Genomic DNA, 27,000 nt, shown 5'->3' on the forward strand with positions numbered 1-27,000 from the left:
TTGCAGCAGCGCGGGATTCACAGCGGTATCGCGATTGCTGAGTTATGGCAGGGGTCAACAAGGCCCCGCCAACAATCCGACTGAACTCATGAATGCTACCCACGAATGTATCGACGTCTGCAATAGCCTCCTCCGTGGAGAACTCTCCGCCATCGAGACCTACGACCAGGCCATCGAGAAATTTGACAGCGAGATCGAACGCTCCGCCCTCCGCGCCATCCGAAATGAGCACGATGCGAGCGCCGCACTTCTTCGCGAGCACCTGAATGACATGGGAGCCGCCGCGGCCACCGATTCAGGTGCTTGGGGCACCTTTGCTAAGGCAGTGGAAGGCACCGCCAAGATGCTCGGCGAATCGCCCGCTCTCGCCGCCCTCCAGCAGGGTGAAGAACACGGCATCGACGAGTATGAAAAGGCTCTCCGCAACCGCGACGTAATGGAAGAGGTGAAGGTGGTGATCCGCCAGCAGCTCCTCCCTCCGCTTTCCGAGCACATCGCCGCGCTTGATCGCCTGCGCGCGAAGTGATTCTCACACACGCGAAAGAGGCCGGTCCGCCACGTGCGGACCGGCCTTTTTTCGTTCCATGAGATTCATTGCTCGCGGACCCACACCAGCCGTCCATTGATCCGGTCGGCCAGGAATGTCCACTCCTGCGGCCTGGCGGGAATCATGCCGCCCATATCACCCTCCTGGGGTGAAATGGTGATCCGCTCGCGGCGGAAGACGTGGGAGAGTTTTCCCGTGCTCCACTCGGGCACGTGGCTCGCTTCGATCCAGTCGCCGACTTCGCAGTCCTCGCGGGCGATGCGGCAGCTTCCATTGCTTGTTGGGTCCGTGTTCATCTTGGTATGGAGTGAGAGGTGTCTCCGGGGAGCATGGCTTGGGTTGCTTGCACAGGTATTCCAGCAGATGGTGTTCCGTCGTTCTGAGTGGGTCGCGACGTGCTGGTGAAAGCTAGGGGAGAAGCACCCCGCCTTGCATGGAATTCAGCCACTACCGCACCGTTTCCGCGTCGTTGCTTGAATACGGGCGTGGCATCGCGGGCGGACTGATTTTTTCGCTGCCGTTGCTCTACACGATGGAGGTGTGGTGGTCGGGCTTCCTGCTCGATCCATGGCGCATCTTGCTCTACGTCATCGCGACTTTCGCACTGCTGCTCCTTTATAATCGCTTCGCCGGATTGCGCCGTGATGCGACTTTCCGCGAGGTGGCAATCGACTCGGTGGAGGAGATGGGTCTCGGGCTAGTGATCGCCGCAGTCGTCTTGTGGCTGACCGGTCAACTCGACACCGCGAGCGGGACCTACGAGGTCACGGGCAAGGTGGTGATGGAAGCGATGACCGTCGCGATCGGGGTCTCGGTCGGGACTTCCCAACTCGGCGGTGGGGAGCATGATGACGAGGGCATGGGCAGCCCGGATGGCGGCGAGGAGGGGCAGTATCTCCCGCAAGTCGGCATTGCCCTGTGTGGCGCTGTTCTCTTCGCGGCGAATGTCGCGGCCACCGAGGAAATCATGGTCATCGCGATGGACAGTCCTCCCTCGCGCATACTGCTGCTCGCCGTCGTGTCCATGCTCGGGGCCGCTTGGACTCTCACCTACTCCGGCATGCACGGTGCCGACCGTCATGTGAGGAAGGAGACCCGCGTCGAGCACGTCCGTGGAATCGTCACGACCTACGCGGTGGCCCTCATCGCTGCGGCGGGCTGCCTGTATTTCTTCGGTCGCTTCGATGGCCAGCCGCTGACGCTCTCATTCGCCATGTGTGTCGTGGCCGGGGTGCCCGCCTCCCTCGGAGCCTCGGCCGGTCGTCTTCTCCTCCAATCTTGAAAACAGTTCCCATGTCCCAGACGAAGCATCCCGCCGATGATCGCAAGCGCGGCAAGAACCCGCTCGAGTGGATCGTCTTCGCACTCTCATCCGTGCTCGTCATCGCGATGATCGCCGTCCTCACGGTGGAGGCACTCAGGTGGCAGGATCGGCCTCCCGCGCTGTCTGCCAAGATCGGCGAGATGGAATTCAAGGACGGCACCGTGATTGTCCCCGTGGAAGTCGTGAACCACGGCGACATCGCGGCGAGCGAGGTGAATGTCGCCGTCACCAGGACGGAAGGCGACGCGGTGCAACAGTCCGGCGTTCGCTTCGATTTCGTCCCCCGCCAAGGGACCCGCCGTGGCACGGTGTCATTCCCCGGCGCGGTCTCTCCCGGCGAAGTCCGGATCACCGGGGTCGGGTTCGCCGAGCCCTAGCAGGTCAGATCGGCATGACTGCCATATGGCTTTTGTTGCTTGCATTGGGTCGCATCGAAAAGCATCTAGTGACTACGGCCCGTTTCACGGGTTCCGGTCCCATGCCCCCATCACGCAGAGCGACGATCAAGGACATTGCCCATGCCGCCGGCCTGAGCACCGCCGCCGTTTCCCAGGCGCTGCGACCGCACCCGAAGTCGAATATCAAGCTCCAGCAGGAGACCATCGAGCGCGTGAAGCGTGTCGCCGCCGAGCTGAATTACCAGCCGCATGCCGGAGCCCGCTCGATCCGCTCGAACAGCTTCGACACCATCGGCTACTTCGCCGCGAAGACCGGCCTCTTCATCAATTCGCCTGCCGGGTATCTCGCCGGGGTGCATGATATTGCGGAGGGCCAGCGTTCCCGCATCACGCTGATCCGCCTGCAGGTGGATACCGCCGATCTCTCGCAGGCAATGCCGACCGTCTTCAGCGAGCGGAATCTGGATGCGCTCGTCATCGAGAGCTACAGCGAGCTCGCCCGCCAGATCTACGAGCGGGTGCAGGCGTCCCGTCTGCCGGTGATCTTCCTCAACGATCGTCACGAGACGAATTCGGTGTATGTGGACGATGAATGGGCGGCGGGTGAATTGACCCGGCATCTCATCGAGAAGGGCTACAAGCGCATCGGCTTCCTCCATCGGAATGTCGAGGGCGGCCCGCCGGTGAAGCTGATGCATCACAGCGCGGTGGATCGCGAGAATGGCTATCGCAAGGCGATGCGGAAGGCGAAGCTCCCCGCTACTTGCCACCCGGTCACGATCAAGGCCATCGTCGGTTTCGACGTGGAGATGTCCGCGGAGGATTGGGAAGTGATCTCCGGATTCGATGCCGTGGTTGCTTACGATGATGACTTGGCAAATCTCGTCGGCCGGGCCGCTTATGACCGCGGCGTGCGCGTCCCGGATTCACTGGCGATCGCCAGCTTCAATGGCGACTACGCCTCCCTCTGCGCATGGCAGCGTCTCACCACGATGCAGATCCCTGCCTACGAGATGGGCAAGAAGGCCGCCGAGATGGCCTTCGAGCTTTTCCGCGAGGGCGTGGACATTCCTTCGGTGTCCTATCGCCCGACCCTGCTCGTCGGGCAGACGACCTGAAGCTTCGTGCTGTCAGATGAGATGCACTTCGGGAGTGGTGCCGTTTTCCGCTGCGGTCGCATCGCGCGCTTCCTTCACCACGAGCTGGATGAATTGGAGCTTCTTCAGCACGGGACGCGAGAGGATGAAGGGATAGAAGTCATGCTGACCCATGCTCCGGGCGATCTCATTGAGCGCGGTGACGAGGTCCATCCAGGAGTTCACCAGCGATAGCAGGCGCTTCGCATCCGCGTCCTCGGGATCGTAGAGATCTTCCAGTTGGAAAGGCTCGATCTCCACCTCGATGTCATCGCCGCTCATCCCGTAGCCGAGTGCGGTGTCCAGGCTATCCACCAGATGCAGGTAGTGGGCGAAGCACTCGGCCCAGTCCTCCCACGGATGCACGGAGGCGTAGGCGCTGATGTGGTTGTTCGGCCAATCGACAGGCGGGCCGTTCTGATAGTTTCGCTGAAGCGCCGCATTGTAGTCGTCCCGCTCGTCACCGAAGAGCGCGCGGAATTTCTCATGCCATGGCGTGCCCGCGACCAGCCTGTCCCAGTAGTAGTGGCCGATCTCGTGACGGAAGTGGCCGAGAAGCGTGCGATACGGCTCGTGCATCTCATGACGGATGCGCTCACGGATGGAGTCGTCGGCTTCCTCGACATTGATGGTGATGAGCCCGTTGCCGTGGCTGGTCAGGATGTGCGGGCCTCCGGGTGGCGTGCGCAGGAGATCGAACATCATGCCGCTCTCCGGATCTTCCTCGACCTTCGATTTCACCGGTAGGCCGATGGCCAGGAGCTGCGAAACGAGGCGGCGCTTGGCATTTTCGATGGACCGCCAATAGCGCCCGCTGTCCGGATCGGCGAGATTCGGGATGGTGCGGTTCAGGCGGCAGGAGATGCAGAGGTCGGAGGCATGCTCGGAGGGAAGCAGCCAATTGCAGCCTGCTGGCGAGTCGAGATTCGCGCATCGCCGGTAGGCCTGCGCCGGGGCCTCGTCGCCCGCCAGCGTCCATGTCCCCGCGATGGTGCCGGGTAGCAGGGCGCGCATGTCCACACGCTCCGGCTCGTATCCGAGCATCGATCCACAGGCGAGGCACACGCTGTTCCGGAAGAAAACCGGGCGTCCGCAAGAGCATCGGTAGGTGCGGCCACGGCGGGGCAGGTCTGCGGTGCGCCAGCCCTCCGTGAGCCGGGTGGCGATATTTTCAGCGAGGGTCTTCATCGGGAGCGGGTGAATGCAAGGGGAGGGTGGACGGGCTGCGGGCCCGGCATCCCGCCGAATCTAGCGGAAGTCGCGAAATCGGAAAGGGAAGTATTTCACGGGGCACGCACATCCTTCGCTGGCGCGTGCCCGGGATTGTGCTTCCGGACGCGGCCGGGGATGCTTAACTCCAAGATGACCGACGGCCCGCTCCGTTAGACCGATCCCGCCGACCGGACCCAAGCCATGCCCGAGAAGAAGCCCGCCGTCACCCGCGAGATCCTGCGTCGCCTCGGCCGCGTCGTGTGGGCATTCCTCCGCTCGAAGCGGATGCGTGGGAAGGCGTGGTTCCTCTTGCTGGGACTGCTGATCCTGATGCTCGTCATCAATGGCATGAACGTGCTGAACAGCTACGTCGGCCGCGATTTTTTCTCGGCCATCGAGCGTCGGGACAGCGCTGGCTTCGCCCTTCACGCGTGGCGCTATGTGGGGGTCTTCGCGGCGTCCACGGTGGTCGCCGTGTTCTTCCGCTATTGCGAGGAGCGCCTGGCGCTGCTCTGGCGGGAGTGGCAGACGCAGCGGGTGGTGCGCGGCTACCTGAACCAGCACATCTATCTTCACATCAAGCAGACCGGCTCGATCACGAATCCCGACCAGCGGATGACGGAGGACATCCGCTCGCTGACCACGACGTCGCTGTCCTTCCTGCTGATGATCCTGAATGGCACCTTCACTGCGATCTCCTTCTCGGGCGTGCTGTGGTCCATCAGTCCGATCCTCTTCGGCGTGGCGGTGCTCTATGCGGCCATCGGCTCGGGGCTCACGATCCTGCTCGGGCGTCCGCTGATCCGGCTGAACTACCAGCAGGCGGACCGCGAGGCGGACTTCCGCTCCGAGCTCATCTCCGTGCATCAGGAGGCGGAAGGCCTCGCCTTCACCCGCGACGAGGCACGTATGAAGGAAAGGCTCGGTGCCCGCATCGACCAGCTCGTCCTGAACTACCGCAAGATCGTGGCGGTGAACCGTAACCTGAATTTCTTCACGAATGGCTACAACTACATGATCCAGCTCATCCCGGCATTGTTCGTCGCTCCGATGTTCATCGCCGGGGGCGTGGAGTTCGGCGTCATCGGCCAGGCGACGATGGCCTTTGCGACGCTTGTCGGAGCCTTCTCGCTCATCATCACGCAATTCCAGTCCATCTCGTCCTACGCCTCGGTGGTCACCCGCCTCAGCGAACTGATGGACGCTTCGGAGAGTGCCGCACTCCGCAATTCGCGCTCATGCCTGGGATGCAGCATGGATGCGGACCGCATCGTGTTTTCAAAGCTCTCCCTGAAGGCGTCGGAGAAGGACGATCGCATCCTGCTCGCCGATCTCGATGTCACCTTCGACGGCAAGCACAGCGTCCTTATCACCGGGCCGAATCCCGCGGCGAAAGCCGCCTTGTTCCATGCCACGGCAGGCCTGCACGATGCGGGCAGCGGCAGCATCCACCGGCCGCCCAAGGAGAAGCTGGCATTCGTACTAGAGCGGCCGTACTTGCCGGCGGGATCGCTGCGGGAATTCCTCACGCCGCCGGATCTCCCGGCAATCGCCGACCACGAGATCCTCGCGATTTTGGATGACCTGGGGCTCGTGGTCCCGGGGTCGAGTGAGCGTGACTTCGACACCTCGCGTCAATGGGACGACGAGCTGAATCTCGCCGAGGGGCAGCTCCTCGCCGTGGCTCGCGCGCTGCTGACGAAGCCGGACTTCATCCTGCTGGATCACCTCGATGCCGCTCTCGATGCGGAGGAGTTCCGCCGGGTCCGGCAGGTGATCTCGCGCCGCGGGGTTGCGGCGGTCGTCTTCGGCAATGGCAAGACCTCGGAGAGCGATTACGATGCCGTGCTGGAGATTCATCCGGACGCCACGTGGAGTTGGCGGGAGAGGGTCATTACTCCGGATGCAACATCGGGAGGATGAGTTAAAAGGGCCACACAGTGCTCCACACGCTGGCCTTCGCACAGCGGACGATCTCGTCTTCATCCGACACCCGCTTCACCGCGCGGCTGGCCTTGAGTGCTTCGGCTCCTCTGGCCGCGGCCCGCAGCTCGATGGGTAGTCCGGTCAGCCGCAACAGAGTCCAGAAGGCTACCGTGGCCACCGCGCCCGAGATCGCCCAACCGGCAGACACCCGTTTCGAAAGGATCGCGAACACCGCGATCATCATCACCAGAGCTGGCAGTGCCTTCGTGAGGAAAGCACCTTTCACCCGGGCCTTCGCCATGGTGTTGCCCTCTTTCTCCAGCAGGGCCAGCCCGCACTCGCGCAGGGCATTTCCCAGAGCTGCCGCATGGGTCTCCATGCCCCGGCGACCGCGTCCCGGTGGCAGCCCCAGCTTTTCCCGCAACTCACGCACGGTGAGCCCGCAGTCCCGGCGCAGTCCCTTCATGCGGATCCGCGTCCAGAACCAATGCCGGCCGAACCCGGCGCCGACGAGCGGGATCAGGGAGAGGATGAGCAGGATCTTCCACACGACTTGTTAGAGAGCAGGAATTGATATCAGCGCTTCTGGCCACCTTCGGCAAGCCATGCCTTCGGGTCGTCGGGCCATGGATGCTTCGGGTAGCGGCCCGCGATGTCTTTCTTCATCTGCTTGTAGCCGCTTGCCCAGAAGCTGGCGAGATCCTTGGTCATCTGCCACGGGCGGTGGTTCGGTGCGCAAATATGGACCAGCAGCGGCACGCGTCCACCCGCGATCATCGGTGTCTGCCACACGCCGAAAAGATCGCGCACGCGCAAGGCGATCCACGGGTCCTTGCCGGGCTCGTAGGTCACCTTCGCGCTCTGGCCATTGGGCAGGGAGATGCGTTCGGGCGCGTAAGAATCGAGTGCCCCGCGTTGCGAATAGCTCAGCCATTCGCGCAGCACGGGCCACACGTCGCGCTCCTTGATGTCCTTGTAGCTCACGGCACCATGGCAGATCTGCGCCACCGCTGCCGCCCGGTCCTCGTCGGACCATCCCGGCAGTTCCAGATCCGGCATCCACTTGCCCAAGCTATCGAGCCGCGTGCACCACTGGTCCACCGCGGCGTCCCAATTCTTCAGCACCAGCTCGCCGGAGAGAACGCGGGCGGCGAGGATCTCCGCCGCGGCATCCAGATTGATGCCGTGGTCGCTTTCCTTCGCCTCCAGCACCAGATCGCGGAATCGCGTCTCCTTCCGTGAGACGACCCTTCTACGAGGTTCATCGTAGGCAGCGCCGTCGCTGAGGGTGAAGTCGTCGGGGAAGAGTTCCTTCAGCCAAGCGGGATCGACCGCCGTTGCGCGACGGAGCTGTACGGTCACGTCGCGGCCTTCCACCTCGGTGATCTCGGACGCGACGAATGCCACGGCGTGCTTCGCCGCGCTGTCGTCATCCAGTTTGCCCTTCCGCTTGTGAACCACCCGGCAGGCGAGCGTCGCCTCGCCGAAGCGCACCGCCAGCCGGTCGCTGAAGGCTGCCAGCATCGCACGGCCGACCGCCTCGCGGTGCTTCGCGAAATCGACCTCTTCCCACGGCCATCCGCGCTGGAGCGCCAGCTTCCGCAGCCGGTCAAATCCCTGTGCCACCTCGCGCGCGCCGCGGCCATGGATGCCCAGCGGCGCGCAACGCTGCGGGTGGAAATCCATCCCCGCCGCCGAGTCGAAGGCCCGCCACTCCGCCTCGAAGTCGCTGGTGTCTTCCTTGAAGACGAAATCCTTCCTGCCGATCCCGCCGCGCTTGTTCACGAAGATGCCTTCGCCCTGCACCGCCGCGGCGATGAATGCCATCTCTGCCACGCAGCCCTGCTCAACACCCGCCAGCATCAGCCGCGAGTAGCGGGGCTCCAGCGGCAGCGCGGCCATCGCCCGGCCTTCAGCGGTCAGGTCGCCGTGGGAATCAATCGCGCCGAGGTCCTGGAGCAGCGTCTCCGCGCGCAGCAGGCTTTCCTCCAGCGGCGCATCCAGCCAGCGGAAGTCACGCACGTCGCCGGCGCCTGCGGCCTTCAGCAGCAGCACCGTTTCCGCCAGGTCCACGCGGCGCACTTCCGGCGCGTCAAATGCCTCGCGCCGCGCATGCTCGCTCTCGCTCCACAGGCGGAAGGCCCGGCCCGGTCCTGTCCGGCCGGCACGTCCAGCGCGCTGCTCGGCGGAGGCCCGGGAAATCTTTCGCACCAGCAGAGTGTCGATCCCACGCCGCGGATCGAAGCTCGCCTCGCGGGCAAGACCCGCATCGATCACCGTGCGCACGCCTTCGATGGTCAGCGAGGTTTCCGCGACATTCGTGGAGACGATGATCTTCGGTCGCTTGCCCGGCGATACCGCCGCCTCCTGCGCTGCAGGGGGCAGACCGCCGTGCAGCGGGAAAATATCGTGCCCGCGGGCGAAGGAGGAGTTCTCCAGCGTCTCAACCGTCTTCCGGATCTCGTGCATGCCGGGCAGGAAGCACAAGACGTCGCCGGGATCCGGCATCGCGAGGGCCTCCTTGCACACCGCGGCGATGCGTTCCCACACGGGCGTCTCCTGCGGTGGTCCGCCGCGGCGATCGGTCACCTTCGGCCGCTCGGCGCGATACGCGACCTCGATGGGGAAGGTCCGGCCACCGGCCTCCAGCATCTGCGCGGGCGCGAGGTAGTCGGCGAGACCCCGGGTCTCCAGCGTCGCGGACATCACAAGCACGCGCAGGTCAGGGCGGGTGGACTCTTGGACATCCAGACAACGCCCGAGCGCCACATCGACGGCCAGGCGGCGCTCGTGGAATTCGTCGAAAACGACCGCCCCGACGTCCCTGAGCTCCGGGTCTTCCTGCAGCCAGCGCTGGAAAACCCCGTCCGTCATGTAAATCAGCCGGGTATCACGCCCGTAGTTCGTGTCAAAGCGGACAGCATAACCGACTTCGCCACCGAGGCGCGATCCGCGAAGCTTGGCCACCCACCCGGCGAGCAGCCTGGCGGCCATGCGCCGGGGCTCGATCACGAGGATTTTTCCCGGGATGCCCGAATCCATCAGCATTCCGGGCACGGCCGTCGATTTGCCGGAGCCCGTCGGTGCCTTCAGCAGCAAGCGGTCTCGCTCGCCGCGGGCCACGGCGGCTTTCAGGTCGGCCTCGATTTCATGAACCGGCAATCGCACGCCACGTGCGATAGCGGGGGACGCGGAACTTGGGAATGGCCAATCGGAGTGAAAATAATGGAGTGTCTATTTTGGCTGCGGATCTTGGTTTAACTTGGCATCATCGCGAAGTGAGATTTACCCCCGGAATGATTCCATCAATCGCGGTGGCATGCTGCGTGACGCTGCCAGTCCCTGCAGGCGAAACCGTCTTTTTAGGGGGGTCCTTGCATTACCAAGAAGTTGGGACGCATTCCATTGTTGAGAAAGAGAGTTTGGGAGCTTTTGTGGAAAGAATCGGGGGTATCATTCGCGCGGAATACGAGGTGAATGGCAAACGGAATCTGGCCTCGTGCCGAATTCAAGTGAGACGGAAGCATGCGCCCGGTAAGTCTGCCGAAGACTTCATTTTTGATTTCGAGAAGGATCAGGACATGGCCTGGAGTTTCATCCTGCAGTCGGGGGATGTTGTTGAGGTGAAAGAGAAATCAATGATCGAGCGCACCCCAATTGCCCTTGGCGGCCTGAAATTCCCTGCCGCACGGTTTGCGAAGCCAAAGATCCAAGGTCCGGCTCTTCCGGCACCTGCCGGGATTAAATCTGACGGTGACTGAGGTGGGCGGACCAGAAAAGCTGGAGGGAAGGCTCGGCTAAATCTCAAAACACTCTCGCACACCCCTGAATCTCCCACTTTTGTAGGACGAAATCGTTGAACGACGGGGCCGTTACGCACCGTTATTCCCATTGCAAGGGGCCCATGAGGGGCCTACGCTAAATCTCATGAACACGGTGCTCGGCTTTATCGGCAACCTCGGCGGACAAGAAATGATGATCATTTTCGTGATCGTCCTCCTGCTCTTTGGAGCGAAGAAGATCCCGGAACTCGCACGCGGCCTCGGCAAGAGCATGGGTGAGTTCAAGAAGGCCCGCGAGGAATTCGAGCACGAGATCACGCGCTCCGAAGACGAAGTCCGCATCAAGGAAGCGTCTGGCAAGGAAGCCCGCGACAAGGCATGATTCCGGCGTGAGATTTCACGCGCACTTCTTTTCAAAGACCGCCCCGGGGATACTCGGGGCGTTTTTGTTGTCGCTGGCAGGCTGCGAAAAGAAGGACCAGACCGGGGATTGGGCGGCTCTGGCCCAGCCTCCCGGTGCGGATGTCCCTGCGAAGCCTGTCTCCGCCCCGAAGCCTGCTCCGACGGCGGAAAATTCCGGCACGACTGCCTCCACGATTCCGGCAGTCGAGGCGGGCACGATCCGCTTCGTCGTCTTCAACGTGGAAAACTGGCTGACCATGGAGCGCTACGTGGCTGGCAAGGCCCAGCCGGGTCGGCCAAAGCCGGAAAAGGAGCGCCTCGCCGTCGCCAGCGTCCTGGCCGGTGCGCAGCCCGATATTCTGGGCGTCTCCGAGATCGGCACGGAGGAAGATGTGCGGGACCTCCAGACGCATTTGGAGAAAGCGGGGCATCCGATGCCGCATTTTCACCTGAATCGCGGCGCGGACCCGGTCCGGAACCTTGTTCTCCTATCCCGTTTTCCCATTGCCCGGAGCGTCGCTCACGACGGCCTCACCTACCGCTCAAAGGGGAAGGAATACGGCATGCAGCGCGGCATCCTAGACGCTTCCATCGAGACGCCTTCGGGTGCCTATCGATTCCTCGGTGTCCACCTGAAGTCGAAGCGCGAGACACAGGACGGGGACCAAGAGGGCATGCGGCTCGGCGAGGCGCACCTGCTGCGGATGAAGCTCGATGGCATCCTTCACGAGGATCCCGCCGCGCGATTGGTCGTTTACGGCGATTTCAATGACACCCGCAACAGCCCCGCCGTGCGCACCGTCCGCGGATCGGGGAATGGCCGGGCCACCCTGCAGATGATCTCGCTGAAGGACTCGCAGGGCGAATCCTGGACCCACTTCTGGGACTATCAGGACACCTACACGCGCATCGACTACGTGATGGTCAGCGATGCGCTGCGGAAGTCCGTGAAGTGGGACGACTGCCGCATCATCGACGGCCCCGAGGTCTCGCGCGCGAGTGACCACCGCCCGCTGCTGGTCATCCTGAAATGACGGAAGCTCACCGGCTGACCTCGATCACCAGCGAGCTGAGCGGATCGAGCCTCGGCAGCGGCAAGCCGTCATGGGGCAGGGGGGCGGTTGCGAACGATGTCTCCCACCCCGAACCGAGCCGGTCTGCGAAACCAAGCTGACCGGCCTCCGTCACGCCCAGCCACTCCAGCGCGTTTTCTGGCAGACGTAGCGTCGCGCCTTCGATCGCGTGCCAGCCATTGAAATTTGCCACGACGAGGAAGCTCTGCCCGGTCGCCTTGTCCTGTCGCAGGTAGCTGTAGAGCCAGTGGCCGCTGGTGGTCTCGCCGTCCAGCCTGCCATAGCCGGGATTCTCCTTGTTGGCGTGGTTCAGCCCGTAGAATTCGCCCGTGGTGAAGGCTGGCTCCTTCATCAGCCGGATCAGCGCTCCATACCAATCGCGCAGCGCCTTCTGCTCGTCGCTCAGCCGCCCGCCGTCGAATTTCCCGCCATTCACCCATTTCGTGAATTCGGGCATCGACCAGTAGTCGAAGATCGTCGTGCGGGCATTGTCGCCGCTGAAGCCCTCCGATCCCGCGGCGGGTTCGCCGACCTCCTGGCCCGAGTAAATCATCAGCGCCCCGCGACCCATGCCGAAGAGAACGGCGGTCACCGGCCTGCCCACATGCATCCCCAGTCCACCCCATTCCTTCGGACTCGCGAGCCGCACCTCGTCGTGATTCTCCGCATAGCGCAGCGACCGGTGAAAGCGCTCGCCGGTGAAGGTCAGGCCATCCAGGTCATTCGCCCACTTGCCGGAGTCGTAGAGAGCTTCGAGCGCGTCGTAGGCCGGGTCGTCGTAAACCGCGTCAAAGCCAGCCTTCAGCAATTCATCCAGCACGTGCCCGTCCGTCAGCTTGGCCGGGTCATTGTCGTAGGCTTCCGCGGAGAAAAATACGTCCGCCTTGCGGTCACGCGCGCGTCTGACCGCCCAGCGCCAGAATTCCATCGGGATCATGTGCGCCATGTCCGCGCGGAATCCATCCACTCCCATCTCCTGCCAGTAGGCGAGGATCGCATCCATCGTCCGCCAGGTCTTCGGCACCTCTTCAGGCGATGCTTCAGGTCTTGGGAGATGGGAGGTATCACGGCCTGTGGTGAAGTCGTGGCCGTAGTTCAGCTTCACCGTCTCATACCAGTCGTTGATCGAGGGCGACCACGAGATAACGTTGTTTCCCGTTACCCGTCCGAAGTCCGTCTCGGGCGCGAAGAGTCCGCTGCATCCGGGCAGGTGTGCGGTCGGCAGTTTCAATGGCGGGCCGCCGCCGGGGTGGTCTCGGTGGAGGTAGTAGAAATGGTTGTCCCGGGCGAAGAAGGCGTCCTTGTCGTCCCCGTTTCCGAAGGACTCCTCCGGCCGCACGTCCGACTGATACGAGCGGGCGACGTGGTTCGGCACGAAGTCGATGATGACCTTCAGCCCGTGATCGCGGCAGCGGCCCAGCAGTTCCCGGAACTCCGCCAGCCGGTTCACGGGATCGAGCGCGTAGTCCGGGCACACGTCGAAGTAGTCCCTGATCGCATAGGGGCTCCCGGCGATGCCTTTCAGGATATCCGGCTCATCGGCGGCCCGGCACGGGTAGGCGGTGCCGCTGGCCTGCTCCAGCACGCCGGTCAGCCATATGTGGGTGAAGCCCATGGACCGGATCGCCTCCAGCGCCGCAGCGTCCAGGTCGCGGAATTTCCCGCAGCCGTTTTCCTCCAGAGTGCCGTTGGTTTTCCGGGTTTCGCAGGTGTTTCCAAACAACCGCGGCAGGAGTTGGTAGATTACGGGGCGTTCGGCGTTGGTCACTCGGGGGAGCATACAAAGCAGGACGCCCGCCACAAACGACAACGATCCGGCGCGGGTTTTCCGGCGGGCGGGGGATTGAGCCCCAGTGGATTCCGTAATCCGTCCCGGTTTGGAATTGCCCGGCCTTCGTGGTTTCCCGTAGCATTCGCGAGCCATGAAAGCATTTCGTCCTTGGTTCACCGTCCTTCCCGTGTCGGCCCTCGTCCTCGCCTCCTGCGAGGAGAAGGCCAAGCCTGCCGCCCCGGCAGCTCCCGGAGAGGTCGCCACCGCCCCCGCCGCGAAACCTGAAGCCCCCGTCGAAACTCCTGCCGCTCCCGCGGTGAAAGCCCTCACCCCCGGCGAGCGTGCCGCCATGCTCGGCATCGTCGGCCATCTTGCAAAGGACACCGAGGCCGTTCTGGCCGTGTATGACGGCAAGGACATCGTTTCCCGCATGAAGTCCCTGAAGAGCTGGGGCTTCATCAATGAACTCGCCAAGGAAGACGGCACCGACCTCGAGGCCGAGATGACCGACGGCGCGACCGAGGCGGGCAAGTTCCTCGGCCAGGAAGTGTTCTTCGCCAGCGGCAAGGGCACCGGCCCGCAGGTCGAGAACCTCACGAAGCTCGGCCAGCGCAGCAACTACTACCAGATGCGCGTGCTCGCGCAGGCCTTCGCCGCCGGTGCGAAGGAGGGCGATTTCTCCGGAATGGATAGCGCCAGCGAAGGCGCGATGATGGAAATGGCCAAGGAGATCGGCAAGGAGATGGCGCTCGTGGAAGCCGCCGTCATGCCGCCGCTGCTGGTCGGCATCAAGGCCCAGGACAAGGAGTCGCTGGACATGGCCCAGGAGCAGATCGTCTCCGGTCTGGAAAACCTGCCGAGCATGCTCGGTGAAGGTGCTGCACCGCTGGAATTCACCAAGGGCGGAGCTACCTTCAAGGGCTACAAGCTGGCCGGAAGCTTCCTCGCCGAGCAGATGGAGCAAAACCGCGCGGACATGGAGGAGACCCTCGAGCCTGCCGACGTGGATCGCCTGCTCGCCACCCTCAAGACCAAGAATCTCGCCATCGCCCAGGCGGCCCTCGGCGACTACCTGATGATCTTCGTCGGCGACAACGAGGAACTCTGCCCGCTGGCGGACAAGGTGGAGGACTCGCTTGCCGCGAATGACTCGATCTCCTTCGTGGACGGCTATCAGGGCAAGAAGCTCGCCGGCTTCCTCTACGGGGAGCAGGGCGTGGTGAAGGCCGGTGTGTCCGGCAGCCTGAAGGACATGGCGCTGGGCATCCGCGACGGTCTCGCCGGTGCCGAGGGCCTCGGCGACACCCGCGAGCTGGCCTCGCTGCTGGAACTCGTCGGCGAGAAGGAAGACGCGCTGATCTCCCTGGCGAAGTCCGACACGCTCGGCGGTCTCGTCGTGCTGGAGGAAGGCGTGAAGTTCGAGTTCTTCGGCGGCGTCAACCGCGGCTCGGTGGATCACACCGCGACCCACAAGCTCGCGAATCTCGGCTCGTCCGATGACGTGCTGCTCTTCGGCAACTGGGTGGCCGATGCGGAATACTCCAAGCGCGCCGGTGAATACGGCGAAGCGCTGGTGGAAACTGCCTATGCCATCGCCGAGAAGGTCTCCGGCCTGAACATGGAAGGCTCCGAGGATGCCGAGGACTTCGCCCAGTTCCAGCAGGGTTTCGCGCTCTTCAATGAGAAGTTCCGCACCGACACGATCGCCCTCTGGGACGCTCTTTCGGTCGCAGGCGACGGCCTCGGCAACGAGTCCGCACTGGTCGTGGATCTCAAGGGCACCGTGCCACCCGTGCCGAATGTCCCGCAGGAAATCGTGGACAATGGCCGCTTCGTCCGCGCCTCCCTCATCTCGCCGGTCACCGACCGCGCGAAGCTGCAGGAAGGCTGGAGCAAGCTGGATGGCTCGATGAAGAACATCTTCAAGACCGTCAGCGAGATGGCCGGTGAGGACATCCCGATGCAGAAGCCGATGTCGTCGGAGAAGGACGACTTCAAGACATGGTTCTTCTCGATGCCTTTCTTCAATGACGACTTCCTCCCGTCCGTGACCGTCAGCGACAAGTGGTTCGTGGCTTCCACCTCGAAGCTCCAGGCGCTGGAACTCGCAGGTGCTGCCGACAAGGCGGCCGAAGGCGAGCGCAAGGGCGCCTGGCTGGAGCTGGACTTCGACACGCTGCGCAAGTTCACCGGTGACTGGGTGAACCTCCTTGAAGCCCACGGCGAGGTCGCTTTCGGCGATCCGGACAAGTTCGCTGCCTTCAAGGAAGAGCTCCCGCGCATCAAGAAGGGCCTCGAAGCCTTCGAGGAATTCGACAGCCTCAGCATCAGCGAGAGCATCGAAGGCGGCAAGCTCCGCAACTCGGTGCACTTCAAGGTCCGCTGATCGACCGTCCCGGACAGACTTCCGATCTCACGAAGGCCTCCCCATTGCGGGAGGCCTTCTTCGTTTTGGGAGCCGGCGTTATTCCGGCAGCGGGACCTTGTCGCCGAGGTGCCGCGGCCGGGTGCCCAGCACCCGCACGTCCAGCCACATCTTCACCCGTGCGCCCACCTCGCGGACCTTCGTTTTCAGCCCGCCTTTCGTCGCCACGTCCTGGGCGTTGAAGCCGCAGTAGGCGATCCCGTTGGCCTTCGCCAGATACGCCGCGCGCTCGTTGTGGAAGCGCTGGGAGACGAAGACGACGTCGTCCACGCCAAAGATTTCCTTCGCCCGCACCACAGAATCCAGCGTTCGCAGGCCCGCGTAGTCGCACACGATCCGGTCCTGCGGAACGCCGCGTTTGATCAGCGCGGCCTTCATCTTCTCCGGCTCGTTGTAGTGCTTCTGGCGGTTGTCGCCGGAGACAAGCAGCAGCCGGACCTTGCCTGCCTTCCACAGCTTCTCCGCGGCATCGATGCGGTAGCGGAAATACAGGTTCTCCCGTCCTTGGGTGCGGTCATCGGTCCCGAAGACCAGCGCGACCTTGCCCGCCGGCACCTGCGCCACGTCGTTGTAGAGTTTGTCGCGACCGGCATTCACCGCGGCGAAATTCGCCCAACCGACGAATCCTGCGCCAAGGACACCGAGGGCACCCGTGGCGAGCACGGTCCGTTTCAGCCAGCGCTTGAGAGGCGTGGTGCCCTTGCTCACGACTTCTGGTCCTGCGGCTTCCATTTCGTCCACGAGACCATCGACTTCACCGCCTCCACGAAGCGGCTGCCGATCGGCTCCTCGGGTGCCAGCACTCGCAGGCGTCCCGGATCCTGATTGCCAAAGGCGACCTCCCGGCACCGTCCCACCAGCTCGCCATCAACCTGTACCGGCACCTCGCGGTCCGCGGTGACGCGCAGCGAGTGCGCCTGCAGGTAGGTCACGGTGGAGCCCGCCTGATCGAGATTTCCGAGGGCGATCCCGCGCAGGGAATCCGTCACCAGCTTGTAGCCCGCCTCCTTGAAGACGAGCACGTCGAGCATGCTGTCGCGGTTGTCGGCTTTGTGGAAGAGCTTGAACTGGCCGCCGTAGAGCGAGCCATTGCCCGCCAGCACGGCCACGCCTTCCTCCTGCGTGCCATCGTCGCAGGTCACCATCATGCGCGGGGGCGTCTCGCCGAGCACCTTCACCGCGGCCAGCAGGTAGGCGAGAGGGCCGAGCATCTTCTTGCTCTCCCAGGTCGTCTCCTCGATGACCATCGCGTCGAAGCCCACCCCGGCCATCTGGACGAAGGGCGTGCCATTCGCCTCGAAAAGGTCGATCTCCTGGATACGGCCTTCCTCGATGACCTCGAAGGCCCGCGCGAGATTGTCGAAGGGGATGCCCAGCTCGCGGGCGAAGACATTCATGGTCCCGGCGGGCAGCACCCCGAGCGCGGTCTGCGAGCCTGCGAGGCCCTGCACCACGGCATTCAGCGTCCCGTCGCCGCCGGCCGCGATCACCACGGGCTCGCCATGACGGGCGAACATCGCGGCGAGCTCGCGTGCCTCCTCGGCACTACGGGTCGCATGCAGCGCGAAGCGCGTCGCATGATCCATGAGGAATCGCAGGGCGCGGCGGCCTTTCTGGCTGCGGGCCTTGGGGTTGAAAATGAGCGGATACCGACGAGGGCCCTTCACGAGCCGAATGAAGCCGGGACTGGCGAAATGCCAAACTAGAAATCGTGGCACCGGCGGGAAGTTTCATCACCCCCGCGGGCTGCCATGATGAAAGCAAGATGACTTCACCCGACGGCGTATCTCCGGGTGCGATGAATTGCCCCCACTGCCAGCGTCTCCTCTACAGCCGCCAGCACGCCCGGTGCGGGCATTGCGGCGGCATCCTGCCGGACGGCGTGCGTTTCTCCGACCACGAGATCGACGAGATGAAGGCGGAGATTCACGAGATCGACGCCCGCCGGGCCGTGGCGAAGGAGCAGGAGGACGAGGAACGGGAAGAGCGCCGCCGCCGGGCGCGCCAGCAGCACGGGATCAATCCCTACTTCACCGGCATGTGAGCCTTGTCCGCCTCAGCGGTGGAAGCGCCGGTAGGCATTCATGTATCCCGCACCGAAGTCCTTCTTAGTGGCAGAGTTGTAGAAGTTGCTGTAGATCATGAAGTTCGCCTGCTTGTGCTGCAGGGCGTCGCGGCGGCCGATGCTCCAGCCCTGCTGATAGGCCTTGTCGCGCTCGGCTTGCAGGCCGCCGCCACCCATCGGCGGTCCGGGGACCGGCGGGCCCGGGATGGGACGCGGTCCGGGGCCGGGGCGTGGACCAGGTCCCGGTCCGGCGGAGGGCGGGTAGTATCCCGGTCCCTGCGGGATGCAGGAGGAAAGCGCGAAGACTCCGGCGAGGACGGCGAGCAACTGGAAAGGTTTCATGACGGTCCGAGACTCCCAATCCGGCACCGGTCCCGTCAATCACAGTCGGGCACCCGCATCGGCATCGACGTAAAAGGTCGCATCCGGATGCTGCTGCAGGAATGACGCGCTCACCTGATCGGTGACGGGGCCTGAGAGGGCCTCGTTCACAATCGCGGCCTTGGCTTCGCCCCATGCCAGCAGCGCGATCTTCCGCGCCTCCAGAATGGTGCCGCAGCCCATCGAGATCGCGTGCGTCGGCACGTTTTCCAGTCCGCCGAAGGCCGGTGCGGCGTCCTGCCGGGTGATTGGATCCAGCTCGACCCTTCGCGTGCGGCTGTCGCGTGGCGAGCCCGGTTCATTGAAGCCGATGTGACCGGTGCGCCCGATCCCGAGGAGCTGGAAGTCGATGCCGCCCGCGTCGCGGATCGTCTTTTCATAGGCGGCGCAGTGGGCGGGGATATCCGTCACCGTGCCATCCGGGATGTGGATATTTTCCGCGGGGATATCCACATGGCCGAAGAGCTCCCGACGCATGAAGGCATGGTAGCTTTCCGGATGATCCGCCGACAGGCCGAGATATTCGTCCAAGTTGAAGGTCACCACATTTGCAAATGACAACTGACCGGCGCGGTGGAGTCGGATCAGCTCGGCGTAAAAGGGCAGGGGAGTGCGGCCCGTCGCCAACCCCAGCACTGCGGGTCTCCCGGATGCGTTGATCGACGCGACCAACTCGGCGAGCTCCGCCGCAAGGATGCGGCAGGCTTCGGCACGGTCTGCGAAAACGCGGGCGGGAGAGGATTGGGTCATGCGGCGGAAGTGGCGGCAGGTGAGTCCATTGTCAAAATGAAACGGGTCGCAAAAGCGCAGGGAATTTGCGAAAAAGCGACGGGCGCTGGTTGCGACTTATCGCCACTATACAACGCATTCCGGAAAACTCCCGGACGAAACGAATGCGCGACCTAACAACAAGACCGCGTCACGCCAGATGGAACACCTCGCGCAGCGGTGCCGATACCGGTGAGTCGTCTGCGTTCACCGGCATCACGTCGGTCATCTGCTTCCACCAGCGCTGGCAGACCTCGGTGCGTCCGATGGCTTCCCAGCGCTCCTCGCTTTCGACCTCCGCATATCCGAAGAGACGCCGTGTCTCCGGATCGAGGAAGATCGAGTAGTTATGCACGCCGTGATCCTTCAGCACCGCGGCCAGATCTTCCCAGATGGGGCTGTGGCGGCGCTGGTATTCGTCTTCCGAGCCGGCATTCACCGACATCATGAAGGCCTTGCGGATCATGTCCTTCTTCAGAGGTGGTGGCCCATGCGCTCGCGCTTGGTGGCCAGGTAGCGGGCATTGTGTTGGTTCTCCGGCAGTCGGATCGGAAGCTGCTCCACGATCTCGAGCCCGTAGCCTTCCAGGCCCACGACCTTCTTCGGATTGTTCGTCAGCAGGCGGATCTTCTTCACGCCGAGATCGCAAAGGATCTGGGCACCCATCCCGTAGTCGCGCAGGTCGGAGGGGAAGCCGAGCTTCTCATTCGCCTCGATGGTGTCGAATCCCTGCTCCTGCAGCTTGTAGGCGTGGATCTTCGCCGCGAGGCCGATGCCGCGGCCTTCCTGGCGGAGGTAGAGCAGCACGCCGCCCTCCTTCGAAATGTGCTCCATGGCCGCATCGAGCTGGCCGCCGCAGTCGCAGCGTTGGGAGAGGAAGACATCGCCGGTCAGGCACTCGGAGTGGACGCGGACGAGCGTCGGCGTGTCCGGGCTGATCGGCCCGCGGCTCAGCGCGAGGTGGTGCGAGCCATCCGTCTCCACGCGGTAGAGGTGGCAATCGAAATCCCCGTGGTCGGTCGGCAGCTTGATCGTCTCCTCGCGCACCACGAGCTTCTCGGAGCGGCGACGCCACTGGATGATCTGGGCGATGGTGCAGGCCTTCAGCGAGTGGGTCTGCTGGTATTCTCCCAGATCGCCGACCCGTCCCATGGTGCCGTCCTCGTGCATGATCTCACAGATCACCCCGGCGGGTGGCAGTCCGGCGAGGCGGGCCAGGTCCACGGCAGCCTCGGTATGCCCGGCTCGGCGCAGCACGCCGCCGTCCCGTGCCTGAATGGGGAAAATATGGCCCGGCTGGACGAAGTCGTCAGCCGTCGCCTTTCCGTCCGCCAGCAACTGCACTGTCAGCGCCCGGTCAGCGGCGGAAATACCCGTCGTGACCCCCTTCGCGGCGTCCACCGAGACGGTGAAAGCCGTGCGCAGCACCTCCCGGTTGCGGCGGGTCATCTGTTGCAGCTCAAGCTCTTCCGCGCGCTCCAGGGTGATGGGCGCGCAGATCAGGCCGCGGGCGTGGACCGCCATGAAGGAAATCGTCTCCGGCGTGCACAGCGAGGCCGCGGCAATGAGGTCCGCCTCATTCTCCCGATCCGGGTCGTCCGCCACGATCACGATGCGGCCGGCGGCGATGTCGGCGATGATTTCCTCGACAGGGCTGAAAATGAGCGGGGTGGCCATGGGCGCGGGGAGACTCATCCGCGCCGGGCCGCAGGTCAAGGGGTCGGGCGGGGAGGAGGCCGGATCATGGCGCAATTTTCACTCCGGCGGGGATTTTCCCTTTCCTCCCCTGAAAGGCCTTCGCCAATCTCCCCGCACCATCCTACCGACGCCTATGTCCAGACCCGTTACCCTTTTTACCGGCCAGTGGGCCGACATTCCCGCGGAAGAGCTTTTTCCCAAGGTCAAGGCCATGGGCTTCGACGGGGTCGAGCTGGCCTGCTGGGGCGATCACTTCGACGTCCAGAAGGCGCTCAATGAGCCCGGCTACATCGAAGGCCGCTGGGAACTGCTGAAAAAGCACGGCCTCGCCTGCTACGCACTCTCCAACCACCTCGTCGGCCAGGCAATCTGTGACCTCATCGACGAGCGCCACAAGTCCATCCTGCCGGACTACGTCTGGGGCGATGGCGATCCGGAAGGCGTGCGCCAGCGCGCCGCCCAGGAGCTGATCGACACGGCCAAGGCCGCCCGGAAGTTCTTCGACGTCGGCAAGGAATACATGGCCACGAAGGCCGCGGGTTCCGGCAAGACCGTCGTGAACGGCTTCACCGGCTCCTCGATCTGGGGCGCGCTCTACGCCTTCCCGCCGACCAGCCAGGAATACATCCAGAAGGGCTTCGACGACTTCGGGAACCGCTTCAAGCCGATCCTCGACGCCTTTGACAAGGAAGACGTCTTCTTCGCCCTCGAGGTCCACCCGACCGAGATCGCCTTCGACATCGTCTCCGCCCAGCGCGCCATCGACGCCGTCGGCGGCCACAAGCGTTTCGGCTTCAACTACGACCCGAGCCACCTCGGCTACCAGGGCGTGGACTACGTGAAGTTCATCTACCAGTTCTCCGAGCGCATCCATCACGCCCACATGAAGGACGTCTGGTGGGGCCACGGCACCGGCGAGGTCGGCGTCTTCGGCGGCCACACGGATTTCTGCGATGCCCGCCGCTACTGGGATTTCCGCAGCGTCGGCCGCGGCGACATCAATTTCGAGGAAGTCATCGTCGCTCTCAACGACACCGGCTACAATGGCCCGCTCTCCATCGAGTGGGAAGACGGCCGCATGGACCGCTTCCACGGTGCCACCGAGAGCTGTGCCTTCATCAAGGGCCTCGATTTCCCGCGCAACACCGTCGCCTTCGACGCGGCCTTCGACAAATCGAACCAATAACGTGGCTGCGGCATCTTGCCGCAAGCCTCACTGGCAATCTCTCTTTCCCTTTCCCCACAAAAGATCATGTCCATCAAAGTAGGAGTCATCGGAGCCGGCGGCATGCTGCGCTATCACGCGGAAGGATTCCGCAAGGCAGGAGCCACCGTCGCCGCCGTGGCGGACGCCGCACCGGGTGCCGCCGAGCGCGCCGCCAAGCTGTGGAATATCGAAGGCGCGTACGAGAGCGTCGAAGACATGCTCGCCAAGGCGGACATCGACGCCGTGTCGATCATCGTGCCGAACAAGTTCCACAAGCCGCTGGCCATCCAGTGCCTTCAGGCGGGCAAGCACGTCTTCTCCGAGAAGCCCCCGGCGCTCAATGCCGCCGAGGTGCAGGAGATGATCGACGCCGCGAATGCCGCCGGGAAGAAGCTGATGTTCAACTTCAACAACCGCGCGCGTCCCGAGTCCATCGCGATGAAGAACTACGCGGCCGACGGCACCGTGGGCAAGATCAACTCCGCGCAGGCCAAGTGGATCCGCCGCACCGGCATCCCGGGCTTCGGCGGTTGGTTCACCACGAAGGCGCTCTCCGGCGGCGGCCCGGTCATCGACCTGCTGCACATGATCGACCTCGCGCTGTATTTCATGGACTACCCGGAGCCGTCCCACGTCCTCGCGCAGACCTTCAACGACCACATCACCGACAAGGGCTTCAAGGGCCCGTGGGGCATCCCGGACCGTGCCGATGGCGTCAATGACGTCGAGGCCGCTGCCCATGGCTTCGTCACCTTCAAGACCGGCCAGGTCCTCTCGCTCCAAGTCTCCTGGGCGGAGATGATCAAGCGCGAGGAAGTGTCCGTCGTCTTCCAGGGCTCGAAGGCCGGTGGCAAGGTCGAGCGTCTCTTCGGCCGCGACGGCATCGACGAGACCGCGATCGATACCTGCGAACTCTACGTGCAGGAAAACGGCTGCTCCGTGAACCGCAGCATCGTCACCGAAGCCTGTGAGGACATGGGCCGCAGCGCCTCCGCCGCGAACTTCATCCAGGCGATCGAAGGCACCGCCGAACCGCTCAATACGCCCGACCAGGCGCTCAAGCTGATGAAGATCATCGACGCCATCTACGCCTCGGCTGAGTCCGGCGCACCGGTGGCCGTCTGATCTGACCAACCGGTCGTTTCCTTCATGAAAGAGTACAAGACCTCGCAGTGGCCCATCAGGGGCGGGCAGGTCGATACGGACAAATTCGACCAGTACTTGAACGACATGCAGAAGGCGGGGTGGGAACTCTTTTCCACCTCCGCCATTCATGTCTGGCGAGGCGAAGGGAATGTTGTCCTCTGCGTCTTCGTGAGGGAAACGACCGGCCTTTCTCCCTGAGGGGATGCCGTGGGTTTCCGGCATATCCCTATTTGATAAATCATTCCATCTTCACCGACCGGAGTTTCATCGATCTCCGTGCGACTCCAGACTTCACTCCACATGAATCGAAAACTCCGCATGGGCATGGTCGGTGGCGGCCGCGGTGCCTTCATCGGCGCCGTCCACCGCATGGCGGCAAATCTCGACGGCAAGATCGAGCTCGTCGCCGGTTGTTTCTCGTCCGATCCTGAGAAGAGCCGCCTTTCCGGCGAGGATCTCTATCTCGATCCCGCCCGCGTTTACACCTCCTACGAGGAGATGGCGCAGAAGGAAGCCGCCCTGCCCGCGGACCAGCGCATCGACTTCGTCTCGATCGTCGTCCGCAACAACCTGCACGTCCCGGTGGCCACCGCTTTCCTGAAGGCGGGCATCAATGTCATCTGCGACAAGCCGCTGGCGATCTCGCTCGCCGAGGCAAAGGACTTCGTGGACGTGGTGAAGTCGTCCGGCAAGGTCTTCGCCCTGACCCACAACTACACCGGCTACCCGATGGTGAAGGAAGCCCGCGCGATGGTGAAGGCGGGCAAGCTCGGCAAGCTGCTCAAGATCGTGGCGGAGTATCCGCAGGGCTACGGCTCCAGCGCCTTCAAGGAAGCCGCCGACGGCGCGATCGCGAACTGGCGCATGGACCCGAATGTCTCCGGCATCTCGAACTGCATCGGTGACATCGGCTCGCACGCGGAGAATCTCGCCCGCTACATCACCGGGCTGGAGATCGAGGAACTCGCCGCGGAACTCACGACCTTCATCCCCGGTCGCCAGCTCGATGACGACGGTAATATCCTCGTCCGCTATCAGAACGGCGTGAAGGGCATCCTCTTCGCCTCGCAGGTCTCCACCGGTGAAGAGAACAACCTGAACATCCGCGTCTATGGCACCGAGGGATCCATCGAGTGGCATCAGGAGCATCCGAACGAACTCGTGGTGAAGTGGCTCGGCAAGCCCCGCGAGATCTGGCGCCGCGGCAATTCATACAATGGCCCGGAGGCTGCCGCTTTCACGCGCCTGCCCTTCGGCCACCCGGAGGCCTTCATCGAGGCCTTCGCGAATACCTACCTCGCCGCGGGCGAAGCGATCCGTGACGAGGTCGAGGGCAAGTTCCCGCGTGCGGAAGGCTACGACTTCCCGACCGTCGAGGACGGCGTCGCCGGCATGGCATTCATCGAGGCGGCCGTGGCTTCCTCGAAAAACAATGCAGCTTGGACGAAGCCCGGCGCGTAAGAGCACCTGCAATCATCTCCCACTCCATGAAACCGACCCTTTTCCTCCCGCTCGTCGGGGCTGCCGCCGCGTTTTTCCTCGTGGCCGCAGGCGAAAACCAAGAACAGGTACCTCCAGGAGCCGCCGAGGCGATCGCCAAGGCGCTGCCCGAGAAGGCCTTCGCCAAGCCTGAGAAAACCCGCAAGGTGCTTGTCTTCTCGAAGACCGCAGGCTTCCGCCACCAGTCGATCCCGACCGGAAAGCTGGCTCTCACCGAGCTGGGCAAGAAGACCGGGGCCTTCGAGACGGTGGTCAGCGACGACCTGTCGAACTTCGAGCCGAAGACCATCGATCAATTCGACGCCATCGTCTTCCTCAGCACCACGATGGACCCCTTCATGCCGCCGCAGGACGTGTTGAAGGGCCTCAGCGATGAGCGGCGCAAGGAGGCGCTCGAGCAAGTCGAGGTCCTCAAGAAGAGCCTCATGGACTTCGTGAAGGGCGGGAAGGGCTTCGTCGGCATCCACGCCGCCACGGACACCTTCTACGACTGGGCCGAGTATGGCGAGATGGTTGGCGGTTTCTTCGACGGCCATCCATGGGGCGCGGGCAATGACGTCTCGATCAAGGTCGAGCCGGGTCAGGAGAAGCACCCGCTGGTGGCCATGTTCGATGGAAAGAATGTCGAGTTCAAGGAGGAGATCTATCAGTTCAAGGCTCCCTACGACTCGAAGAAGTATCACATGCTGCTGCGCCTCGACACCGAGAAGACCGACATGAAGATCGGCGGCATCAAGCGCACCGATGGCGACTTCGGCGTGGCGTGGGCGCATTCATGGGGCAAGGGCCGCGTCTTCTACTGCTCCATCGGCCACAATCACGAGATGTACTGGCACCCGACCATCCTCAGCCACTACCTCGCCGGCATCCAGTGGGCTCTCGGCGACTTCAAGGTGAAGGTGGACAAGTGACCCTCACAGCTTTGTCGCGGCACGCAGCCTGACAAAGCCCTTCGATCCCGCGGCGGGCGTCACGGACACGGTTCCGTCGCCCGCCGTCTGTGGACGGGCGGCAGGTACCGGCGTCCACGTGGAGAGATCCGTGGATTCTTCGGGGATCAGGTTGGCGAAGCGCAGCGCGACCGGATCGGGTTTCCACGACAACGTCTTGCCGGGCGCGTAGCTTCCGGTGAATGCCCGGCCCGGTGTGCCCGGGGCGCTTCCGAGGGCAAATTCCGCGAGATTCGGAATGCCATCACCATCCGGGTCGGCGTCCATGCCTGCATCCGCCAGCCCGGTGGCCCACGTCAGGTAGGGTTGGTCGGGTTCTAGGCCGAGCAGGTTTTTCAGGATCTCGCGGTTGGCGAATGGCGTGAGGCTGGTGCCAAGCTCCGCATTGATCGTCACCATGATCTCATTGGCGAGGAGGGCCTGGGCCATGGTCGCAATGTGGAAGTTGTCGCGGCAAAAGATCCTCGTCGGCAGGTTTTCCGGATGCCCTTCCGGCGTGAAGACGGTGCCATTCACGTGAAAGGGCTGCTCGTCGAAGAGCCGGTCTGTCAGCCGGTCGAGCCGTGCAACGCCGGTGAGCGGCGTCGCATCCGCCCATGTGATGATCGAGGCATTGAGACCGGCGATCTTCGTCCGCGTGCTCGACCGCTTCACCGGGTCCGAGTAGGTCCCGGAGATCTGCGGTGTCGCTCCCACGTCGGGCACCGTGCAGACCACGATGGGCAGGTTGGGCCGGCGCTCCCGGACGAATTGGTGGATCTTCGTGATCCGGTTCTTGATGCCGGTGAAAAGGTTCGCCGGCTCGGTGTTATTGAAGATGTCGTTGTATTCCTGCTTCAGGTCATTTGCCCCCAGCAGGATCACCACGACCTCGGCCACCTGCAACTCGTCGATGAGGCTCTGCCGCGTGCGATAGTAGAGCATCTCCAGCGGGTCGGTGGAAAAGTCGAACGGATCGTCCGCGGCGAGCAACTGGATCCAGTTCCGCGTCGTCATCCCGGGGATGCCGAAGTTCCACTCGTGCCCGGCATTGCGGAGATCGCCGTAGGCACCACCGGTCGCCTCCAGCGGGCCGAGGCTTGCCTCCGTGGGGCGATACACCCTCAGCAGTTCCGGCCAGCTCCGCGTGTTCGCATTCGTCGGGGCAGATGCCGGAGCGGAGAAGGGGAGTTCGTAGGCATACTCCTCCGTCATGCTGTCGCCGATCGCCATGATACGGAGCGGGGCGGAGATCGCGGTCCCGGTCAGTCCCAGCAGGGCGGACAGGGTGATGGAAAGCATGCCATTCA

27 protein-coding genes are annotated in these 27,000 nt (G+C 63.7%); 15 read left to right on the plus strand and 12 right to left on the minus strand.

Going from position 1 to position 27,000, the window contains the following annotated elements:
- Positions 1 to 88 precede the first annotated feature (88 nt).
- Positions 89 to 526, plus strand: a complete 438-nt coding sequence (locus tag OKA04_RS14530) for a DUF2383 domain-containing protein (RefSeq protein WP_264501907.1) — start codon at positions 89 to 91, stop codon at positions 524 to 526.
- Between the two features lie 65 nt (positions 527 to 591).
- Here the strand turns inward: OKA04_RS14530 and OKA04_RS14535 are convergent, their stop codons facing one another.
- Positions 592 to 843 (minus strand): hypothetical protein, encoded by a 252-nt coding sequence (locus OKA04_RS14535; protein ID WP_264501908.1) that lies wholly within the window; start codon positions 841 to 843, stop codon positions 592 to 594.
- A 137-nt stretch (positions 844 to 980) separates the two neighbouring features.
- On the opposite strand from OKA04_RS14535, the gene OKA04_RS14540 reads away from it, so the two are divergent.
- From OKA04_RS14540 to OKA04_RS14550, 3 genes are all read left to right on the plus strand, one after another.
- On the plus strand, positions 981 to 1,829 hold the full coding sequence (locus OKA04_RS14540; RefSeq protein ID WP_264501909.1) for a TIGR02587 family membrane protein: 849 nt from the start codon (positions 981 to 983) through the stop codon (positions 1,827 to 1,829).
- A gap of 11 nt (positions 1,830 to 1,840) precedes the next feature.
- On the plus strand, positions 1,841 to 2,248 hold the full coding sequence (locus OKA04_RS14545; RefSeq protein ID WP_264501910.1) for a hypothetical protein: 408 nt from the start codon (positions 1,841 to 1,843) through the stop codon (positions 2,246 to 2,248).
- Positions 2,249 to 2,349: 101 nt separating this feature from the next.
- The gene (locus OKA04_RS14550) at positions 2,350 to 3,387 is read left to right on the plus strand and encodes a LacI family DNA-binding transcriptional regulator (protein ID WP_264501911.1); all 1,038 of its coding nucleotides are present in this window, start codon (positions 2,350 to 2,352) and stop codon (positions 3,385 to 3,387) included.
- Between the two features lie 12 nt (positions 3,388 to 3,399).
- On the opposite strand, the gene OKA04_RS14555 is transcribed toward OKA04_RS14550, so the two are convergent.
- Entirely contained in the window at positions 3,400 to 4,593 is a 1,194-nt protein-coding gene (locus OKA04_RS14555; protein ID WP_264501912.1) for a zinc-binding metallopeptidase family protein, read from the minus strand.
- 225 nt (positions 4,594 to 4,818) lie between these two features.
- Here OKA04_RS14555 and OKA04_RS14560 point away from each other — a divergent pair, with 225 nt between their 5' ends.
- Positions 4,819 to 6,540 carry an ABC transporter ATP-binding protein/permease gene (locus tag OKA04_RS14560; RefSeq protein WP_264501913.1) on the plus strand — a complete coding sequence of 574 codons (1,722 nt, stop codon included), beginning with the start codon at positions 4,819 to 4,821 and terminating at the stop codon, positions 6,538 to 6,540.
- 1 nt (position 6,541) lies between these two features.
- On the opposite strand, the gene OKA04_RS14565 is transcribed toward OKA04_RS14560, so the two are convergent.
- Both OKA04_RS14565 and hrpB read right to left on the minus strand, forming a co-directional pair.
- A complete protein-coding gene (locus OKA04_RS14565) occupies positions 6,542 to 7,093 on the minus strand; it encodes a zinc metallopeptidase (protein ID WP_264501914.1) in 552 nt (183 codons plus the stop codon).
- Positions 7,094 to 7,119: 26 nt separating this feature from the next.
- On the minus strand, positions 7,120 to 9,711 hold the full coding sequence (gene hrpB, locus OKA04_RS14570; RefSeq protein WP_264501915.1) for an ATP-dependent helicase HrpB: 2,592 nt from the start codon (positions 9,709 to 9,711) through the stop codon (positions 7,120 to 7,122).
- 35 nt (positions 9,712 to 9,746) lie between these two features.
- Here hrpB and OKA04_RS14575 point away from each other — a divergent pair, with 35 nt between their 5' ends.
- The 3 genes from OKA04_RS14575 to OKA04_RS14585 all read left to right on the plus strand — a co-directional run bounded on the left by OKA04_RS14575 (position 9,747) and on the right by OKA04_RS14585 (position 11,761).
- Positions 9,747 to 10,304 carry a hypothetical protein gene (locus tag OKA04_RS14575; protein ID WP_264501916.1) on the plus strand — a complete coding sequence of 186 codons (558 nt, stop codon included), beginning with the start codon at positions 9,747 to 9,749 and terminating at the stop codon, positions 10,302 to 10,304.
- A 166-nt stretch (positions 10,305 to 10,470) separates the two neighbouring features.
- The gene (locus OKA04_RS14580; protein ID WP_264501917.1) at positions 10,471 to 10,707 is read left to right on the plus strand and encodes a Sec-independent protein translocase subunit TatA/TatB; all 237 of its coding nucleotides are present in this window, start codon (positions 10,471 to 10,473) and stop codon (positions 10,705 to 10,707) included.
- Between the two features lie 7 nt (positions 10,708 to 10,714).
- Positions 10,715 to 11,761, plus strand: coding sequence for an endonuclease/exonuclease/phosphatase family protein (locus tag OKA04_RS14585; protein ID WP_264501918.1), 1,047 nt, complete (start codon positions 10,715 to 10,717; stop codon positions 11,759 to 11,761).
- A 7-nt stretch (positions 11,762 to 11,768) separates the two neighbouring features.
- Here the strand turns inward: OKA04_RS14585 and OKA04_RS14590 are convergent, their stop codons facing one another.
- Positions 11,769 to 13,568, minus strand: coding sequence for an alpha-amylase family glycosyl hydrolase (locus OKA04_RS14590; RefSeq protein ID WP_264501919.1), 1,800 nt, complete (start codon positions 13,566 to 13,568; stop codon positions 11,769 to 11,771).
- 154 nt (positions 13,569 to 13,722) lie between these two features.
- On the opposite strand from OKA04_RS14590, the gene OKA04_RS14595 reads away from it, so the two are divergent.
- Positions 13,723 to 15,957, plus strand: coding sequence for a hypothetical protein (locus tag OKA04_RS14595; protein ID WP_264501920.1), 2,235 nt, complete (start codon positions 13,723 to 13,725; stop codon positions 15,955 to 15,957).
- Positions 15,958 to 16,035: 78 nt separating this feature from the next.
- Here OKA04_RS14595 and OKA04_RS14600 read toward each other — a convergent pair whose 3' ends face one another.
- Together OKA04_RS14600 and OKA04_RS14605 are read right to left on the minus strand one after the other, a co-directional pair.
- Positions 16,036 to 16,704: a SanA/YdcF family protein gene (locus OKA04_RS14600; protein ID WP_264501921.1), complete on the minus strand. Its 669-nt coding sequence runs from the start codon at positions 16,702 to 16,704 to the stop codon at positions 16,036 to 16,038.
- Positions 16,701 to 17,663 (minus strand): diacylglycerol/lipid kinase family protein, encoded by a 963-nt coding sequence (locus OKA04_RS14605; RefSeq protein WP_264501922.1) that lies wholly within the window; start codon positions 17,661 to 17,663, stop codon positions 16,701 to 16,703. Before OKA04_RS14605 ends, OKA04_RS14600 begins: the two co-directional genes overlap by 4 nt.
- A gap of 98 nt (positions 17,664 to 17,761) precedes the next feature.
- Between OKA04_RS14605 and OKA04_RS14610 the strand changes: the two genes are divergently transcribed.
- The gene (locus OKA04_RS14610) at positions 17,762 to 18,040 is read left to right on the plus strand and encodes a TFIIB-type zinc ribbon-containing protein (protein WP_264501923.1); all 279 of its coding nucleotides are present in this window, start codon (positions 17,762 to 17,764) and stop codon (positions 18,038 to 18,040) included.
- A gap of 12 nt (positions 18,041 to 18,052) precedes the next feature.
- Here OKA04_RS14610 and OKA04_RS14615 read toward each other — a convergent pair whose 3' ends face one another.
- The 4 genes from OKA04_RS14615 to OKA04_RS14630 form a co-directional block, all read right to left on the minus strand.
- The gene (locus OKA04_RS14615) at positions 18,053 to 18,403 is read right to left on the minus strand and encodes a hypothetical protein (protein ID WP_264501924.1); all 351 of its coding nucleotides are present in this window, start codon (positions 18,401 to 18,403) and stop codon (positions 18,053 to 18,055) included.
- Between the two features lie 39 nt (positions 18,404 to 18,442).
- The gene (nagB, locus tag OKA04_RS14620) at positions 18,443 to 19,192 is read right to left on the minus strand and encodes a glucosamine-6-phosphate deaminase (RefSeq protein WP_264501925.1); all 750 of its coding nucleotides are present in this window, start codon (positions 19,190 to 19,192) and stop codon (positions 18,443 to 18,445) included.
- 169 nt (positions 19,193 to 19,361) lie between these two features.
- On the minus strand, positions 19,362 to 19,676 hold the full coding sequence (gene rhaM, locus OKA04_RS14625; RefSeq protein WP_264501926.1) for an L-rhamnose mutarotase: 315 nt from the start codon (positions 19,674 to 19,676) through the stop codon (positions 19,362 to 19,364).
- Between the two features lie 8 nt (positions 19,677 to 19,684).
- Positions 19,685 to 20,887: a bifunctional 3,4-dihydroxy-2-butanone-4-phosphate synthase/GTP cyclohydrolase II gene (locus OKA04_RS14630; RefSeq protein ID WP_319800617.1), complete on the minus strand. Its 1,203-nt coding sequence runs from the start codon at positions 20,885 to 20,887 to the stop codon at positions 19,685 to 19,687.
- Between the two features lie 154 nt (positions 20,888 to 21,041).
- Between OKA04_RS14630 and OKA04_RS14635 the strand changes: the two genes are divergently transcribed.
- The 5 genes from OKA04_RS14635 (at position 21,042) to OKA04_RS14655 (ending at position 25,672) form a co-directional block, all read left to right on the plus strand.
- Complete coding sequence (locus OKA04_RS14635; protein ID WP_264501927.1) at positions 21,042 to 22,094, plus strand: sugar phosphate isomerase/epimerase family protein; 1,053 nt, start codon at positions 21,042 to 21,044, stop codon at positions 22,092 to 22,094.
- Between the two features lie 66 nt (positions 22,095 to 22,160).
- The gene (locus OKA04_RS14640) at positions 22,161 to 23,240 is read left to right on the plus strand and encodes a Gfo/Idh/MocA family protein (RefSeq protein ID WP_264501928.1); all 1,080 of its coding nucleotides are present in this window, start codon (positions 22,161 to 22,163) and stop codon (positions 23,238 to 23,240) included.
- A gap of 24 nt (positions 23,241 to 23,264) precedes the next feature.
- Positions 23,265 to 23,459: a DUF4177 domain-containing protein gene (locus OKA04_RS14645; RefSeq protein ID WP_264501929.1), complete on the plus strand. Its 195-nt coding sequence runs from the start codon at positions 23,265 to 23,267 to the stop codon at positions 23,457 to 23,459.
- Between the two features lie 102 nt (positions 23,460 to 23,561).
- Positions 23,562 to 24,722 carry a Gfo/Idh/MocA family protein gene (locus OKA04_RS14650; protein WP_264501930.1) on the plus strand — a complete coding sequence of 387 codons (1,161 nt, stop codon included), beginning with the start codon at positions 23,562 to 23,564 and terminating at the stop codon, positions 24,720 to 24,722.
- Between the two features lie 26 nt (positions 24,723 to 24,748).
- A complete protein-coding gene (locus tag OKA04_RS14655; RefSeq protein ID WP_264501931.1) occupies positions 24,749 to 25,672 on the plus strand; it encodes a ThuA domain-containing protein in 924 nt (307 codons plus the stop codon).
- A gap of 3 nt (positions 25,673 to 25,675) precedes the next feature.
- Here OKA04_RS14655 and OKA04_RS14660 read toward each other — a convergent pair whose 3' ends face one another.
- Positions 25,676 to 26,992: an SGNH/GDSL hydrolase family protein gene (locus OKA04_RS14660; protein WP_264501932.1), complete on the minus strand. Its 1,317-nt coding sequence runs from the start codon at positions 26,990 to 26,992 to the stop codon at positions 25,676 to 25,678.
- Between the last annotated feature and the right edge of the window lie 8 nt (positions 26,993 to 27,000).

The sequence above is a fragment of the Luteolibacter flavescens genome (assembly GCF_025950085.1).
In the GTDB taxonomy this organism is placed as follows: Bacteria; Verrucomicrobiota; Verrucomicrobiia; order Verrucomicrobiales; family Akkermansiaceae; genus Haloferula; species Haloferula flavescens.

Coding starts and splice junctions, on each gene's coding strand:
- OKA04_RS14530 (WP_264501907.1), top strand. CDS start 89: ATGAATGCTACCCACGAATGTATCGACGTCTGCAATAGCCTCCTCCGT.
- OKA04_RS14535 (WP_264501908.1), bottom strand. CDS start 843: ATGAACACGGACCCAACAAGCAATGGAAGCTGCCGCATCGCCCGCGAG.
- OKA04_RS14540 (WP_264501909.1), top strand. CDS start 981: ATGGAATTCAGCCACTACCGCACCGTTTCCGCGTCGTTGCTTGAATAC.
- OKA04_RS14545 (WP_264501910.1), top strand. CDS start 1,841: ATGTCCCAGACGAAGCATCCCGCCGATGATCGCAAGCGCGGCAAGAAC.
- OKA04_RS14550 (WP_264501911.1), top strand. CDS start 2,350: ATGCCCCCATCACGCAGAGCGACGATCAAGGACATTGCCCATGCCGCC.
- OKA04_RS14555 (WP_264501912.1), bottom strand. CDS start 4,593: ATGAAGACCCTCGCTGAAAATATCGCCACCCGGCTCACGGAGGGCTGG.
- OKA04_RS14560 (WP_264501913.1), top strand. CDS start 4,819: ATGCCCGAGAAGAAGCCCGCCGTCACCCGCGAGATCCTGCGTCGCCTC.
- OKA04_RS14575 (WP_264501916.1), top strand. CDS start 9,747: ATGGCCAATCGGAGTGAAAATAATGGAGTGTCTATTTTGGCTGCGGAT.
- OKA04_RS14580 (WP_264501917.1), top strand. CDS start 10,471: ATGAACACGGTGCTCGGCTTTATCGGCAACCTCGGCGGACAAGAAATG.
- OKA04_RS14595 (WP_264501920.1), top strand. CDS start 13,723: ATGAAAGCATTTCGTCCTTGGTTCACCGTCCTTCCCGTGTCGGCCCTC.
- OKA04_RS14610 (WP_264501923.1), top strand. CDS start 17,762: ATGACTTCACCCGACGGCGTATCTCCGGGTGCGATGAATTGCCCCCAC.
- OKA04_RS14615 (WP_264501924.1), bottom strand. CDS start 18,403: ATGAAACCTTTCCAGTTGCTCGCCGTCCTCGCCGGAGTCTTCGCGCTT.
- nagB (WP_264501925.1), bottom strand. CDS start 19,192: ATGACCCAATCCTCTCCCGCCCGCGTTTTCGCAGACCGTGCCGAAGCC.
- rhaM (WP_264501926.1), bottom strand. CDS start 19,676: ATGATCCGCAAGGCCTTCATGATGTCGGTGAATGCCGGCTCGGAAGAC.
- OKA04_RS14630 (WP_319800617.1), bottom strand. CDS start 20,887: ATGGCCACCCCGCTCATTTTCAGCCCTGTCGAGGAAATCATCGCCGAC.
- OKA04_RS14635 (WP_264501927.1), top strand. CDS start 21,042: ATGTCCAGACCCGTTACCCTTTTTACCGGCCAGTGGGCCGACATTCCC.
- OKA04_RS14640 (WP_264501928.1), top strand. CDS start 22,161: ATGTCCATCAAAGTAGGAGTCATCGGAGCCGGCGGCATGCTGCGCTAT.
- OKA04_RS14645 (WP_264501929.1), top strand. CDS start 23,265: ATGAAAGAGTACAAGACCTCGCAGTGGCCCATCAGGGGCGGGCAGGTC.
- OKA04_RS14650 (WP_264501930.1), top strand. CDS start 23,562: ATGAATCGAAAACTCCGCATGGGCATGGTCGGTGGCGGCCGCGGTGCC.
- OKA04_RS14655 (WP_264501931.1), top strand. CDS start 24,749: ATGAAACCGACCCTTTTCCTCCCGCTCGTCGGGGCTGCCGCCGCGTTT.
- OKA04_RS14660 (WP_264501932.1), bottom strand. CDS start 26,992: ATGCTTTCCATCACCCTGTCCGCCCTGCTGGGACTGACCGGGACCGCG.